The organism is Hymenobacter arizonensis, assembly GCF_900115775.1.
GTDB lineage: Bacteria > Bacteroidota > Bacteroidia > Cytophagales > Hymenobacteraceae > Hymenobacter > Hymenobacter arizonensis.
The window spans coordinates 19109-35125 of the sequence record NZ_FOXS01000005.1 but is presented as its reverse complement, the minus strand read 5'-3'; the positions used below and the strand labels follow the sequence as shown (position 1 = coordinate 35125).

8 protein-coding genes are annotated in these 16017 nt (G+C 60.9%); all 8 read left to right on the top strand.

Translation table 11 applies throughout. The features are described 5' to 3' along the window. The first annotated feature begins 107 nt into the window (after window positions 1–107). The 8 genes from BMZ66_RS16690 to BMZ66_RS16655 all read left to right on the top strand — a co-directional run bounded on the left by BMZ66_RS16690 (window position 108) and on the right by BMZ66_RS16655 (window position 16017). The gene (locus BMZ66_RS16690) at window positions 108–3353 is read left to right on the top strand and encodes a SusC/RagA family TonB-linked outer membrane protein (RefSeq protein WP_092676267.1); all 3246 of its coding nucleotides are present in this window, start codon (window positions 108–110) and stop codon (window positions 3351–3353) included. A gap of 115 nt (window positions 3354–3468) precedes the next feature. Beyond that, a complete protein-coding gene (locus BMZ66_RS16685; RefSeq protein WP_092676265.1) occupies window positions 3469–4971 on the top strand; it encodes a RagB/SusD family nutrient uptake outer membrane protein in 1503 nt (500 codons plus the stop codon). A gap of 208 nt (window positions 4972–5179) precedes the next feature. Next, window positions 5180–7471: a glycoside hydrolase family 3 C-terminal domain-containing protein gene (locus tag BMZ66_RS16680; RefSeq protein ID WP_177204772.1), complete on the top strand. Its 2292-nt coding sequence runs from the start codon at window positions 5180–5182 to the stop codon at window positions 7469–7471. 143 nt (window positions 7472–7614) lie between these two features. Beyond that, window positions 7615–10479: a TIM-barrel domain-containing protein gene (locus BMZ66_RS16675; protein WP_092676263.1), complete on the top strand. Its 2865-nt coding sequence runs from the start codon at window positions 7615–7617 to the stop codon at window positions 10477–10479. 186 nt (window positions 10480–10665) lie between these two features. Beyond that, window positions 10666–12342: a GMC oxidoreductase gene (locus BMZ66_RS16670; RefSeq protein WP_092676260.1), complete on the top strand. Its 1677-nt coding sequence runs from the start codon at window positions 10666–10668 to the stop codon at window positions 12340–12342. Window positions 12343–12354: 12 nt separating this feature from the next. After that, on the top strand, window positions 12355–12957 hold the full coding sequence (locus BMZ66_RS16665; protein WP_092676257.1) for a gluconate 2-dehydrogenase subunit 3 family protein: 603 nt from the start codon (window positions 12355–12357) through the stop codon (window positions 12955–12957). Between the two features lie 182 nt (window positions 12958–13139). Further along, on the top strand, window positions 13140–14390 hold the full coding sequence (locus BMZ66_RS16660) for a nucleoside permease (RefSeq protein WP_092676254.1): 1251 nt from the start codon (window positions 13140–13142) through the stop codon (window positions 14388–14390). Between the two features lie 475 nt (window positions 14391–14865). After that, window positions 14866–16017, top strand: a complete 1152-nt coding sequence (locus BMZ66_RS16655; protein WP_214607017.1) for a Gfo/Idh/MocA family protein — start codon at window positions 14866–14868, stop codon at window positions 16015–16017.

Genomic DNA, 16017 nt, shown 5'->3' with positions numbered 1-16017 from the left:
GCGCCGTCCCAAACGGCCCGTGCATCCAATGAAGCTTGATTTCTCAGCCCCCGGGCTCCTAAGAAATACCATCAGCTCACTCAAAACTCCCACTTCATTCCATTTCTATGCTTCCACTACCTTACAAGAACCTTCTGCGAAGCGCGGTGCTTCTCAGTGCCGGCGGCCTGCAAACGATTGCTGCGCCCGCTGCGGCCCGCCCCTGGGGGGCCGCGCCAGCCTTGGCCGCTGCGGCTCACGCAGCCGATGTGCCCGTATCGGGCCGCGTGACCGGGGCCACCGGCGAGGGCTTGCCGGGCGTGACGGTGCTCGTGAAAGGCACCTCCATCGGCACTTCCACCGGCCCCGACGGCAGCTTTAGCCTGAGCGTGCCCGAAAACAGTGTGCTGGTATTCAGCTCAGTGGGCTTCACCCGCCAGGAAATACCCGTGACCGGTGCCACGACCAGCTTGGCCATTCGACTGTTAGACGACACCCAGGCGTTGAAAGAGGTGGTGGTGGTGGGCTATGGCACGCAAACCAAAGCCGACGTGACCAGCGCTATTTCTTCGGTATCGAGCCGCGAGATAACCGCGCAGGCGGTAGCTGACCCCGCGCAGGCTATTCAGGGCCGGGCGGCTGGCGTACAGGTAGTGTCCAATGGTGGCTCGCCGGGCGGACAGGGCGGTACCTCTATCCGGGTACGGGGTATAACCTCGGCCGGCAATAACTCGCCGCTATTCGTTGTGGACGGATTTCCGCTACCCGCGGCTTATGACGGCAATGGCAACCCATCGGGCACGGAAATTAACAACATTAACCCGAATGACATCGAAAGTATCGATGTACTGAAGGATGCTTCGGCGACCGCCATTTATGGACTGCGCGCCGCCAACGGCGTGGTGCTGATTACGACCAAGCGTGGCAAGGCTGGAGTTTCCAACATCAACATCGATGCCTACGCGGGCGTGCAGAACGTGTGGCGCCAGCCAGGCCTGCTCAATTCGCAGGATTATGCCAGGCTCAACAACGAGGCCACTGCCAACTGGAATGCACAGAATGCCGGAGAACCAACATTCTCTCCTGCGCTGTTCAACTCCCGGTTTAACACGCCCGCCAAAATAGCGGCCCTGCCCTCCACCAACTTCCTGGACCAGATTTTCCGTCAGGCCAAGATTCAGAACTACTCTGTTTCGGCCACGGGGGGTAGCGAAAAGGCGCGCTACGCAGTAAGCGCAGGTTACTTCCAGCAGGACGGCACCATCATCGGCTCCGATTTTCAGCGCTTCACGCTGCGCACCAACGGCGAGGTTAATTTGTCGAAAGTCCTCAAAATGGGTAGCACACTGGCTCTAAGCCACCAGGAAGAGCGCCCGCTGAACGGCGAAAACGACGAATTTGGCGGGCCTATCCAGTTGGCCATCCAAGCGCCCCCCTTCCTTCCGGTGTACGGCCCTAACGGCGGATTTTATGAATTTGGTAGCACGCCGGAAGACAATTTTGCTGAGGAGAACCCGGTGACCAAAGCGCTGCGCGCCAGCAACAAGAACAATCGCAACCGTGTCACGACCACGTTCTACGCCGAGCTGGAGCCACTGGCCGGCCTGCGTTTCCGCAGCAGCATCGGGGCCGACTTGCAGTTCAACCAAAACGACCAGTTCAACCCTTCCCTAGTGGGGTCGGCGAAATATACCACCCAGAATGCCTCTGCTAGCAGCGGCTCCAACTACGCGCCCAGCTACCTGATTGAGAACACTGCCACTTACAACAAGACCATTGGCACCAAGCACAACCTAATCTTTCTGCTTGGCCAATCGGCCCAACAGTTCGATAACTTCTATCTGGGTGGCAGCCGCACCGGCTACCAAACCAACACCCTTCAGATTCTGGACCAGGGCCCGATTAACGGCCAGATAGCCAACTACGGCGGCAGCAGCCAGAGCCGCCTGCTCAGCTACTTTGGTCGCCTGAACTATGATTTTGCTGGCAAGTACCTGTTCCAGGCCATTGCCCGTTTTGACGGTTCGTCGGCCTTTGGCCGCAAGAATAGCATTGGATTTTTCCCCGGCGTGTCAGCGGGTTGGCGTATTTCGGAAGAAAACTTCCTCAAGGATGTGACCGCCGTCAGCAACCTGAAGCTGCGTCTGGGCTACGGCAAGGTAGGTAACCCCTTGAACGCGGGTGCCTTCGCCTATACGGCCCTCATCAATTCCTCGGTTAGCTCGTATGGTGGGCCAGGCACGGGCTATGTGTTTGGTACGGGCGCCCAAAACCTGTCACAAGGCAGCGTACCAACGCGCTTGCCTAACCCCGACATTGCTTGGGAAAACAACATCCAGTACAACGCGGGTGTGGACCTGGGCCTGTTCCAGAACCGTGTGAGCGCCTCGCTTGACCTATACACCCGTACTTCGCCCAACCTGCTGCTTTTCGTGCCCGCGACATATGTTTCGGGTACCCGCGAGGCAGTGGCGACCAACGCCGCCGCATCCAGAAACCGGGGTGTTGACCTGTCCGTAACCACCAACAACTTCGTGGGTTCCGGCGACGCTTTCACCTGGAGCACTACCCTGAACGTATCGGCCTATCGCAGCGAAATCACCTCGCTGGGTGGTGGCTCGCCCTTCCCTGGGCAGAACATCCGAGGTGGGGGTAGCCTGACGCGCTTCGACGTAGGCCAGGCCGTGGGTCAGTTCTACGGCTACGTGGCCGATGGCCTCATTCAGACGCCGGAGGAGCTAAGAACGCTGAACACAGCGTCGCCCACCGGATTTTACCAAGCCTCGGGCACACGCGCCGGCGACATTAAGTTTAAAGACTTGAACGGTGACGGCGTAGTAAACGGCGACGACCGCACGTTCATCGGCAATCCGAACCCGAGCTTCACCTATGGCCTTAACAACTCGTTCGCTTTCAAAGGCTTCGACCTAAATGTGTTTCTGCAAGGCTCACAGGGCAACGACGTGTACAATCTGAACCGGTACTACCTAGAGGGCTTCGGCCTAGCAGCCGCTTCCAACGGGGGCACCATCACCCAGGAACGCTGGACTGGCCCCAACACGAGCAACTACATTCCCCGGGCTGTGTTGCAAGACCCGAACCAGAACAACCGCGTGTCGAGCCACTTCATCGAGGATGGTTCCTACCTGCGCCTCAAGCTGCTCACGCTGGGCTATACGCTGCCCCAGTCGCTGCTGACGACGCTGCACAGCCAGCGCATCCGCGTCTATGTAACGGCCCAGAACCTGGCCACCATCACCAAGTATACCGGGTTTGACCCGGAGCTGGGCAACCAGGGCAATAGCCTAGGCGTTGACCGCGGCATTTACCCGCAGTCTCGTGTATTCCTGGCTGGGGTAAACATCGGCTTCTAAGCAGGAACCAACGGTTAGTGGCAGGCAATCAATTGGCACATGAGCTGACTGTTTCCCACTAACCGTTACTTCTTAGCTAGCCTCTCCTATTTCTGACCTTTAATTTCCCAAATTGATGAACTCTTTAACTTTAAAAAAGCGAGCCCTAGGTACTGCGCTACTCACGCTGGGGTTGTTTGGCACCAGCTGCACCAAGGACTACTTGGAACTACAGCCTCGCAATCAGGCCTCGACCGAGACGTTTTACACAACCCAGACTGCTGCCATTCAGGCCACTACTGCTGCGTACACGCAGCTGCAACAGGCCGGCTTTGTAAACCACGCGCTGTGGATAATGGACATTATGTCGGACAACTCCACCACCGGCGGCGGGGGCGGCACCGACGGAATCGAGTTTCAGCAGGTAGAAAACTTTTCTATTCCGCCCAACAACGTCAATACCACTGACCTCTTTCAGCGGGCCTACCTAGGCATCGGGGCCGCCAACCAAGTGCTACGGCGCGTACCGAACATTACGGAGATAGACCCGGCTATTAAAAACCGCTGCTTGGGCGAGGCGCAGTTTCTGCGGGCCCTGTACTACTTCTACCTGGTGCGCACCTACGGCGACGTGCCCTTGGTATTGACCCCCGCCGAGAGCCCAGCAGCTGCGGCCAGCGTAACCCGCGACCCAGCAGCGAAAGTGTATGACCAGATTATCATCGACCTGACCGAGGCCACCAAAAACTTGCCTTTGCCCTCGACCTACTCTGGCGACGACATCGGCCGGGCTAGCAAGCTCTCGGCAATGGGTATTTTGGCCAAAGTGTATCTCACACAGGGCGACATGCCCAAAGCGGCCACGCAGGCTGATGCAACCATCACTGCGGCCCTAGCCGATGGCAAAAAGCTGTGGCCCGACTACGCCGACAACTTCAAGCCAACCAACGAAAACGGCCAGGAATCACTGTTTGAGGTGCAGTTCAAAAGTGGCCAGAATGCCTACATTCTCGAAGGACCGGGCTCGGCCATCAACGAATTCTGGGGTGCCCGCTTCTTCGGCAATCCCTACGTGGTGAGCAGCGGCGGTTACGGCTACAATATCCCCGAGAAGGAATTTGTGGATGGCTACGAGGCCGGCGACAAGCGCAAGGCCCCAACCGTATTCGTGCCTGGTGACCTATACACGGACGGCCCTACGGATGCGCAGGGCAGAGTACAGGTGCAGCCCGCAAGCCTGCAGGGAAGCCCCAACGGCTACAACATTCGTAAATTCTACGCCGGTACCTTGTCTACCATCTGGGATTCACCCCTGAACGTGCCCATCCTACGCCTTGCCGAAGTGTACTTGATTAAGGCCGAGGCTGGCGGAGCCGGTGCGCTAAATGCCCTCAACCTAGTGCGCAGTCGCGCGGGCCTACCCGCCGCTACCAATACCAACCAGGCCACTATTCTGAAAGAGCGCCGTTACGAGCTAGCCTTCGAGATGGACCGCTGGTACGACCTGAAGCGCACAAAAACCCTGCTTACCAACCCCACCCTGGTTGCCAAGGGCATTAAGCCGTTCAACGACGTGATGCCCATTCCGCAGGCGGAGCGCGACGTGAACCCCAACCTGACCCAGAACCCGGGCTACTAAGCCAACCCGCTGCCGCCCTTCTCGGTAGCGCGGCTCTGCGGCACTAATTACGCCGGGGCAAAGCAGCCACCCGCCCGCGGTGCTGCTTTTCCCCGGCGTTTTGCTTGCGGCCCGCCGAGGGCCAACAACTCCATTGAAGCCTTCGGCCTCAAGACCTGACAAACTCCTGTTGCCTTTCTCCACCACCCTACTCACGGACCCGATTCGCATGTCTCCTTCCTCTCCCTGCTTTGCCGCCCTGCTGGGCACTGCCCTGGGTTGCCTCGTCACGGGCGCCAGCCTGGCCCAAAGCAAGCCCGCCCCTGCGGCCAAAAGCCCAGCCCCAACCCAGAACAAACAAGCGGCGCTTACCGCCAATGACGCCAAGGTCAACGCCTTGCTCAAGAAGATGACACTGGAAGAAAAGGTGAAGATGATACACGCCAACTCGGCGTTCGCGGCGGGTGGCATTGAGCGGCTGGGCATTCCCGAGGTGATGACTTCCGACGGGCCGCACGGCGTGCGACCCGAGCAGGGCCGCAACTGGAGGCCCCCGGTGGGCGCCAACGATGCTGGCACCTACATGCCCAGCAGCAACGTGCTGGCCTCGAGCTGGAATCCCGAGCTTGGATACGAATTTGGCTCGGTGCTGGGCCGCGAGGCCCGCGCCCGCGGCAAGGACATTATCCTGGGCCCCGGCATCAACATCATGCGCGCTCCCCTGAACGGGCGCAACTTTGAGTACCAGAGCGAGGACCCATTTTTGGTGTCCAAGATGGTAGTGGGTTATATCCGTGGAGTGCAGGACCAGGGGGTAGCCGCCTGCGTGAAGCACTACGCGGCCAACAACCAGGAAACCCACCGCGACGACATCGACGTGGACATGAGCGAGCGGGCGCTGCGCGAAATCTACCTGCCCGGCTTCAAGGCTGCCGTGCAGCAGGGCGGCGTGTACTCGCTGATGGGTTCCTACAACAAGTTCCGGGGCACCTACGCTACCCACAACGACTACCTAATGAACACCGTTCTGAAGGACGAGTGGGGCTTTAAGGGCGTGGTAATGAGCGACTGGGGCTCGGTGCACAATACCATGGAGGCCCTGCGCAACGGCACCGACCTGGAAATGGGCACCGACCTGATGCTGATGAACAAAAGCGTGGACCAAACGGCCACGGCCAGCACCGGAGCGGGCACCCCCGCCCCGGCCAAACCCTTGTACGACCAGTTTTACTTCGGCGACGCGGCGCTGGAAGCCGCAAAAAAAGACCCCACGCTGGTGCCACTCATTGACGACAAGGTGCGGCGCATTCTGCGGGTGATGTACGCCACCAACATGCTGGAGGGCGCCAAGCGCCAACCCGGCGCCTACAACACCGCTGCGCACCAGGCCACGGCCCGCAAAGTGGCCGAAGAAGGCATCGTGCTGCTAAAGAATGAGGCCAACTTCCTGCCGCTGAAGAAGACGGTGAAAACTGTGGCCGTCATCGGGGCCAACGCCACCCGCGAAAACGCCATGGGCGGCGGCAGCGGGCAGGTGAAGGCCAAGTACGAAATATCGGCCCTGCAGGGCCTCAAGAATGAGCTGGGCAGCCAGGTGACCGTCACATACGCCCCCGGCTACACCATAGCGCGCGACCAAAAGGCCGACCCGGCGCTGATTGCCGAAGCGGTGGCCGCGGCCAAGGCGGCCGAGGTAGTGGTGTATGTAGGCGGCTCGTTCCACGGCTACGACTACGGCAAGTGGAGCGACAACGCCTACGACGCCGAAGGCACCGACAAGCCCGACCTGCACCTGCCCTTTGGGCAGGACGAGCTGGTGCAGGCCGTGCTCAAAGCCAATCCCAACACGGTGGTGGTGCTACTGGGCGGCGGGCCCATTGACGTTTCGCCTTGGGCGGCGCAGGCCAAGGGCATCCTCGAAGCCTGGTACCCCGGCATGGAGGGCGGCACCGCGCTGGCCAACATTCTGTTCGGCGACGTGAACCCTTCGGGCAAGCTGCCCGTCACCTTCCCCGTGAAGCTGGAAGACTCGCCGGCTCACAAGCTCGGCGAGTACCCTAGCACACCCGGCAACCCGCTAAAGCAGACCTACAAAGACGACATTTTCGTGGGCTACCGCTACTACGACACCTACAAGGTGGCCCCGCAGTTCGCCTTCGGCCACGGCCTGAGCTACACCACCTTCAAGTACGACCAGCTGAGCGTGACGCCCGGCACCAAGAGTGCCACAGTTAAGCTGCGCGTGACCAACAGCGGCAAAACCGCCGGCGCCGAAGTGGTGCAGGTGTATGTGCACGACGAGCAGTCCTCGGTTAAGCGCCCTGAAAAGGAGCTGAAAGGCTTCCAAAAAGTCTTTTTGAAGCCCGGCGAAAGTAAAACGGTGACCGTGGCGCTGGACTCGGAAGCTTTTCAATTCTACAGCGAAGCGCAGAAGAAGTGGGTGCTCGAGCCCGGTAAGTTTGATGTGCTGGTGGGTAGCTCCTCGCGCGACATCCGCCTCACCGGCAGCCTAACGCTGTAAAGCCTGTCAAAGCGGCCTTTACTACAAGCTCCACCACCGCTTAGGTACTCCCGGAGCGCCCAAGCAGTGGAAGCAAAACCCACCTCTACCCTCTTCACCTGGCACGACCGGCCAGAGCCCCTTGCCGGTCTATTCCCGTGCTTATGTCCCTAACCGTCTTTTCTCATCCCGTTGCCCTGCTAGCGCTGGCGAGCCTGCTACCCGCCCTTCAAGCCACAGCCCAAAAAGCCCAGGTGCTCAAGCAGGCCGATGGCATCGTGATTCACCTGCCCCAGGTCACCCCCGACGCGACCCGGACCCTGCGGCTGCAGGTGGTGTCCAGCAAAATACTCCACGTGCAGGCCAGCCCGCTCGACACGGTGTCGTCGCAGCCAAGCCTGATGGTGGTGCCGCAAACGGGGGCACCCGTGAAGTGGCAGTACCGCGAAAAGAAAGGCCAGGGCCTTCTCAGCACCGACGACCTCACGGCCACGGTATCGCTCACGACGGGCGAAATCCGCTTCGCTGATGCCAAAGGCCAGCCCATTTTGCTGGAGCGGAAAAATGGCGGCAAAACCTTTGCCCCCACCACGGCTGACGGGCAGCGCCTCTACCAAATTGAGCAGGTGTTTGAGTCGCCCCTCGACGAAGGGCTTTACGGGCTGGGCCAGCACCAGAATGGCACCATGAACTACCGCGGCCAGCAGGTAGAGCTGGCCCAGAACAACACCGACGTGGCCGTGCCCTTCTTGGTGTCGAGCCGGAACTACGGCATACTGTGGGACAACTACTCCATCACGAAGGTGAGCGACACGCGCGACTACGAGCCGCTGTCTACCCTGCAGCTGTACGCCGCTGATGGGACTCCGGGCTGGCTCACGGCCACCTACGTGCAGAAGAAAAACCCCAAGCAAGTCATCGTGCAGCGGCCGGAATCGGTGGTTGAGTACGAGTACCTGGAAGACCAGAAGAACTTCCCCGCTGGCCTGAAGCTGGACCAGGCGCTGGCCACCTGGGAAGGCAGCGTGGCCTCGGGCGTGGCGGGCAAGCACCACTTCCTGCTCAAAAACGCGGGCTACGTGAAGCTCTACCTCGACGGGAAGCTGGTAGTGGACAAGTGGCGCCAAGCCTGGAACCCCGGCACCTCGGTGGTGGCCCTGGACATGGTGCCCGGCCGCAAGTATGCCCTGAAAATGGAGTGGGACCCCGACGGCGGCGAGTCCTACCTGGGCCTGAAGTGGCTGGGCCCGCTCGCTGGCCAAAGCCAGCTCGAGTACGGCTTCAAGTCCGAAGCAGGGCCCGACCTAAACTACTACTTCGTGCGCGGCAGCACGCCCGACGAAGTCATTGCTGGCTACCGCCAGCTCACGGGGCCCGCTCCGATGATGCCCAAGTGGGCCCTGGGCCTGTGGCAGAGCCGCGAGCGCTACAAAACCCAGGCCGAGCTGCTGGACGTGGCCGCCGAGTTTCGCAAGCGCCAGATTCCGCTCGACAACATCGTGCTCGACTGGTCTTACTGGAAGCCCGCCGAATGGGGCAGCCAGGAGTTTGACCCCAGCCGCTTCCCCAACCCCGACGGCATGGTGAAGACCCTGCACGAGCGCGACAACCTGCACTTCATGATATCGGTGTGGGCCAAGATTTACGAAGGCATCCCGGTATACAACGACTTCAAGGCCAAAGGCTACCTCTACCCGCGCAACATCGCCAACCGCACCAAGGACTGGATAGCACCGGGCTATACATCCACGTTCTACGACGCCTTCAACCCCAAGGCCCGCTCCGCGTTCTGGGACCTGATGAACACCAAGCTCTTCGCCAAGGGCGTCGACGCCTGGTGGATGGACGCCTCGGAGCCCGACATCTACTCCAACACCAACGTGCGGACCCGCAAGGCGCTGATGGCGCCCAGCATTGGCTCGAGTACGCAGTACTTCAACGCCTTCCCGCTGCAAAACGCCAAGGGCATCTACGAAGGGCAGCGCGCCACGGCACCCAACCAGCGCGTGTTTCTGCTCACACGCTCGGGCTACGCGGGCTCGCAGCGCTACGCGGCCGCCATTTGGAGCGGCGACATTGCCTCGCGCTGGGAAGACTTCAAAAACCAGATTCCGGCCGGCCTCAACTTCTCGCTTTCGGGCATCCCGTACTGGACCTCCGACATCGGCGGCTTTGCCGTGGAGCGCCGCTACGAAAAGCCCAACGCGACCGACCTGGAGGAGTGGCGCGAGCTAAATGCCCGCTGGTTCCAGTACGGCGCTTTTTGCCCCCTGTTCCGGGTGCACGGGCAGTTTCCGTTCCGCGAGATTTACAACATTGCGCCCGCTGGCCACCCGGCCTACCAGAGCATGCTGTATTATGACCAGCTGCGCTACCGCCTGATGCCCTACATCTACTCACTGGCCGGGCAGGCCCACCACCAGCACGGCACCATCATGCGGGGCCTGATGATGGACTTTGGCGCCGACCCATCGGTGAAAAACGTGGGCGACGAGTTCCTGTACGGCCCCAGCCTGCTGGTGGCGCCCGTAACGGATTACCGAGCCCGCAGCCGCGAAGTGTACCTGCCCGCCGGCACTGGCTGGTTTGATTTTCACACCGGGCAGTACCAGGCCGGGGGGCAAAAGCGGACCGTGGAAGCGCCGCTGGAACGCATGCCGCTTTTCGTGCGCGAAGGCTCCATTGTGCCCTTTGGCCCGGCGCTGCAATACGCCGCCGAAAAGGTGGCCGACCCCATTACGCTGTATGTGTACACGGGCCGCGACGCGCAGTTCACGCTCTACGAGGACGAAAACGTGAACTACAACTACGAGAAAGGCGCCTTCGCCACCATCCCGCTGAGCTACAATGAAAAGACGAAAACCCTTACCGTGGGCGAGCGCCAAGGCACGTTTCCGGGCATGGCGGCCCAGCGCACCTTCCGGGTGGTGTGGGTGGGCAAGAATAAGCCCGCCGCTTTCGATGCCGATGCGCAACCAGCGGCTACCTTGTCGTACTCCGGCAGCCCGGTTACGGCTCGCATGGAATAATTAGACACCCTGTTTTTCTGCCTGCGCCCGGTGGTCAAAACGCCGAAGTACAGCCCCGGGCCAGGCACCCACAGTATCCTTGCAGCCGAGCCGATGACAACCTGCCCGAGCTGATTCTTTTCTCAACGCCCGAATGATACGCGCGGCTATCGCCGCTCCAATTCCCTCACCACTTGCTAGCTGAACATGAATAAGAATACGTACGACGCCATTGTCATTGGGTCGGGAATCTCGGGTGGCTGGGCCGCGAAAGAGCTGACCGAAAAAGGCCTCAAAACCATCATGCTGGAGCGGGGCCGCAACATTGAGCACGTCAAGGACTACGTGAACACCCCCAAGGCTCCGTGGGAGCTGCCCCACCGCGGCGGCAAAACCCAGCAGATGATAGAGGACCACCCCGTGCTGAAACGCGACTACACCCTCAACGAAAGCAACCTGAGCTACTGGGTGGACGAAAAACAAAGCCCCTACGTGGAAATAAAGCCCTTCGACTGGTTCCGGGGCTACCATGTGGGCGGCCGCTCCCTCACCTGGGGCCGGCAGTCGTACCGGCTGAGCGACTTCGATTTCACGGCCAACGCCAAGGACGGCATCGCCGTGGACTGGCCCATTCGCTACAAAGACCTGGCCCCGTGGTACAGCTACGTGGAGAAGTTTGCCGGCATCAGCGGCTCGAAGGAAGGGCTGCCCCAGCTGCCCGACGGCGAGTTTATGCCGCCCATGGAAATGAACGTGGTGGAGAAGCACGTGGCCGCCCGCCTCAAAAAACACTACGAGCACCGGCGCATGGTGATTGGCCGCACCGCCAACATCACCCAGCCCCACCACAACCGCGTGAACTGCCAGTACCAGAACAAGTGCTGGCTGGGCTGCCAATTTGGGGCGTACTTCAGCACGCAGTCGGCCACGCTGCCCGCGGCGGTGGCCACCGGCAACCTCACGCTGCGGCCGTTTTCCATCGTCACCAAGATTCTCTACGACAAGGACACCAAGCGCGCCAAGGGCGTGGAAGTGCTAGACGCCGAAACCAACCAGACCTACGAGTACTTCGCCAAGGTCATCTTCCTCAACGCCTCCACGCTGAACTCGACCTGGGTGCTGATGAACTCGGCCACCGATGTGTGGCCCGGGGGGCTGGGCAGCAGCAGCAACGCGCTAGGCCACAACCTGATGGACCACCACTTCCGCGCTGGAGCCCGCGGCGACGTGGACGGCTTCGACGACAAGTACGTGTACGGGCGCCGGGCCAACGGCATTTACGTGCCGCGCTTCCGCAACCTGTTCGGCGACAAGCGCGACTACCTGCGCGGCTTTGGCTACCAGGGCGGCGCCGGCCGCGAGGGCTGGGCCCGCGAAATCCCCGAGATGAACATCGGCGGCGAGTATAAGGACGCACTCAGCGAGCCGGGCAAGTGGACCATGGGCCTGACAGGCTTCGGCGAAACCCTCCCCTACCACGACAACCAGGTGACCCTCGACAAAACCAAGCGAGACAAGTGGGGCCTGCCCGTGCTGGCCATCGACGCCTCCATCCGCGACAACGAGCAGAAAATGCGCATCGACATGATGCAGGACGCCGAGGAGATGCTAGAAAAAGCCGGTCTGAAGAACGTGAAGCCCTACAACAGCGGCTACAACATGGGCGGCGGCATCCACGAGATGGGTACGGCCCGCATGGGCCGGGACCCCAAAACGTCGGTGCTCAACCAGCACAACCAGGTGTGGGACGCTCCCAACGTGTACGTGACCGACGGCGCGGCCATGACCTCGGCCGCCTGCCAAAACCCCTCGCTGACCTACATGGCCCTCACGGCCCGGGCCGTGGACCACGCCGTGAGCGAACTCAACAAGCAAAACCTCTAACTCCTCGCCACTATGAACCGCCGCGACGCCCTCGCCCGCGTTGCCCTCCTGATGGGGGGCACCGTTATCGGAGCCGATTTTTTCCTGAGCAGCTGCTCCTCGCCCACCGCCAAGACCGAGGAGAAAGCCGGCAAGCCCGTTGCCGAAGAAAAGCCCTTCCTCAACCCGAGCCAGGTTAGCTTCCTCGACGAAGTCGGCGAAACCATTCTGCCCACCACCGCCACGCCGGGTGCAAAAGCCGCGCAAGTGGGCAGCTTTATGGCCGTGATGGTGCGCGACTGCTACGCTCCCGCCGACCAGAAAATCTTCCTCGCCGGCCTTACCAAGCTCGATGAGGCGTGCCAGAAGCAGCACGGCAAGGGCTTTCTGGCCTGCGACGCCAAGCAGCGCACCTCCCTGCTCACAACCCTCGACGCCGAGCAAAAAGCCTTCACCGCCAACCAGCGCCCGGACGACCCCAGCCACTACTTCCGGATGATGAAGCAGCTCACGCTGCTGGGCTACTTCACCTCGGAAGTGGGCGCCACCCAGGCCCTGCGCTACCAGCCCGTGCCCGGCCGCTACGACGGCGACGTGCCCTACAAAAAAGGCGACCGGGCCTGGGCTACGTCCTGAGGTAAAAGAACGTCATGCTGAGCGTAGCCGAAGCATCTCGCGTGCAGCAGTAATCTAATCGTTGAACGAAGCGAGCGAGATGCCTCGGCTCCGCTCGGCATGACGTTCACTTGCTTGAACCATCCCCCCCGCCTGATTCGTCCTGCGCCTTCATCACCTTTCCATTCCCAATCCACTTGCCCATGACGCCTACTATCCGCTTCAAATTATCCCTGATGATGTTCCTGGAGTTCTTCATCTGGGGCGCCTGGTTCGTGACGTTGGGGACCTACCTACTCAAGAACCTCAACACCACCGCCACGCAGGTGGGCGCGGCGTTTCTTACCCAGTCCATCGGGGCCATTGTGGCGCCCTTCATTATCGGGCTGATTGCCGACCGGTTCTTTTCGGCGCAAAAAATCCTCGGCGTGCTTCACCTGCTGGGAGCCGCCCTGCTCTGGCTGGCTTCGTCGGCCGCCGACTTCAGCGCGTTCTACCCCTACATCCTCAGCTACATGATAGTGTACATGCCCACGCTGGCCCTGGTGAATTCCATTTCCTTCCGGCAGATGAAAAACCCGCAGAAGGAATTCGCCAACGTCCGGGTGCTGGGCACGCTGGGCTGGATTATTGCCGGCCTCACCATCGGCTGGCTGAACTGGGAGCAGAACGGCAGCCTTGTGCTCACCTTCCGCATGGCGGCCGGCGCCTCGGCGCTGCTCGGGCTGTTTAGCTTCACGCTGCCGCCCACTCCGCCCATCAAAAAAGAAGGCAAAAGCAGCGTGGGCCAGCTCCTGGGCCTGGAAGCCATCGGCCTGCTGAAAAACCGCTCCTACCTTATTTTCTTTCTGGCCTCGGTGGCCATCTGCGTGCCGCTGTCGTTCTACTACGGCTTCACCAACCCCTTTTTGAACGAAGTGGGCATGAAATCGGCCGCCGGCGTGCAGAGCCTGGGCCAGGTGTCGGAGGTGCTGTTTATGCTGCTGATTCCGGTGTTTTTCGTCCGGCTGGGCGTCAAGAAAATGCTGGCCATCGGCATGCTGGCCTGGGTGGTGCGCTACTTGTTTTTTGCCTACGGCGACGGTAACTCGTCCTACTGGATGCTGATTGCGGGCATTGTGTTGCACGGCATTTGCTACGACTTCTTCTTCGTCACCGGCCAGATTTACACCGACAACCTCGCCGGCGAACAGTCCAAGAGCGCCGCCCAGGGCTTCATTACCCTGGCCACTTACGGCGTGGGCATGCTGATTGGCTCGCTGCTCTCGGGCCAGATTGTGGACGCCTACAAAACCACCGCCGACCTACACGACTGGCAAACCATCTGGCTGATTCCGGCCGGCATTGCTGCTGCCGTGCTGGCCGTGTTCCTGCTCCTTTTTAAAGACCAGAATGTGCCAGCCAAAGCCGAAGAAATAAGCTTAGCCGAGGCCAACGTTCGCGTCGAAGTATAGAACGTCTAACTAATATCCTCCTCATGTGACCTCCGCTCAACCGAAGCATCTCTTCAACAAGAGTATGGTGGTATGCTTGATTCGCTGCAACGAATCGGTAGAGGTGCTTCGGCCACGCGGATGCCACATGAGCCTAATGCATTAGACTTGTTTTTAAATAGAAAGAGCACCTTGTCGGGCATGAAAAGACTGTCATGTCGAGCGCAGCCGAGACATGACGCTCGCTTCGTTGCTAGATATCTGTCATGCTGAATTCTGTCATGCTGAGCTTACGAAGCAACTTCTCATGCCTCAACGATTAGCTCTGCTGGGATAAGGTGCTTCGCGAGCTCAGCATGACAGGCAGTTGGATTACCGTTGCACGCAAGATGTCTCGGCTGCGCTCGACATGACGGTCAAGAAAGGACCGGTTTTTTTAATTAAGGAACATGCTTAAGGAATAATACACCCGTAACACTACAAATAACAAGCTTTTATGAAAATACGATTGGGCATGATTGGCGGCGGACAGGGAGCCTATATCGGCGCTATCCACCGCATGGCCGCCGCCCTTGATGGCTTGTATGAGCTCACGGCCGGTGCCTTCAGCAGCGACGCGGAGAAATCCCGCGCCACCGGCCAGCTGCTCGGCCTGGCCCCCGACCGCGTGTACGCCTCCTACCAGGAGCTATTGGCGCAGGAGCAGCAGCGGCCCGAAGCCGAGCGGGTGCAGGTGGTGGCCATCGTCACGCCCAACCACCTGCACTTCGAACCCGCCCGACAAGCCCTGGAAAGCGGCTTCCACGTCATCCTCGACAAGCCCATGACCTTCTCGCTGGCCGAAGCCAAGCAGCTGCAGCAAGTGGCGGCCGGCAGCGGCAAAAAGCTGTGCCTGACGCACACCTACAGCGGCTACCCTATGGTGAAAGAAGCCCGGCAGCTGGTGGCCGCGGGCACGTTTGGGCCCATCCGCAAGGTGTACGTGGAGTACCCCCAGGGTTGGCTTAGCGCTTTTGAGGAAGGCGGCGACAACAAGCAGGCCGCCTGGCGCACCGACCCCGCCCGCAGCGGCGTGGCCGGGGCCATGGGCGACATCGGCACGCACGCCTTCAACCTGCTGGAGTACGTGACCGGCCTGCAAGTGGAGCGGCTCTGCGCCGACATCAACGTGGTGGTGCCCGGCCGCCGGCTCGACGACGACGGGGCCGTGCTGCTCAAGCTCTCGGGCGGCGCCAGTGGCGTGCTGGTGGCCACGCAGGTGGCGGCCGGCGAAGAAAACAACGTGCGCATCCGGGCCTACGGCGAGCGGGGCGGCTTCGACTGGCAGCAGGCCGACGCCAACACCCTGCTAGTGCGCTGGCCCGACCGGCCCGCCGAAATCCGGCGGACGGGAACGGGCTACGTGGGCTCTTTTGCGCAGCACAACGCCCGCACGCCCGCCGGCCACCCCGAGGGCTACCTCGAAGCCTTCGCCAACCTCTACCGCAACTTTGCCCTGACCCTACAGGCCGAGCTAGCCGGTCAGCCAGCCCCGCCCGAGGCGCTCGACTATCCGAGCCTGGAAGAAGGCGTGCGGGGCATGGCCTTCATCGAAAACGTTATTGCCTCGGGCCACTCCGACCAGAAATGGACCGATTTCGCCGTTTAA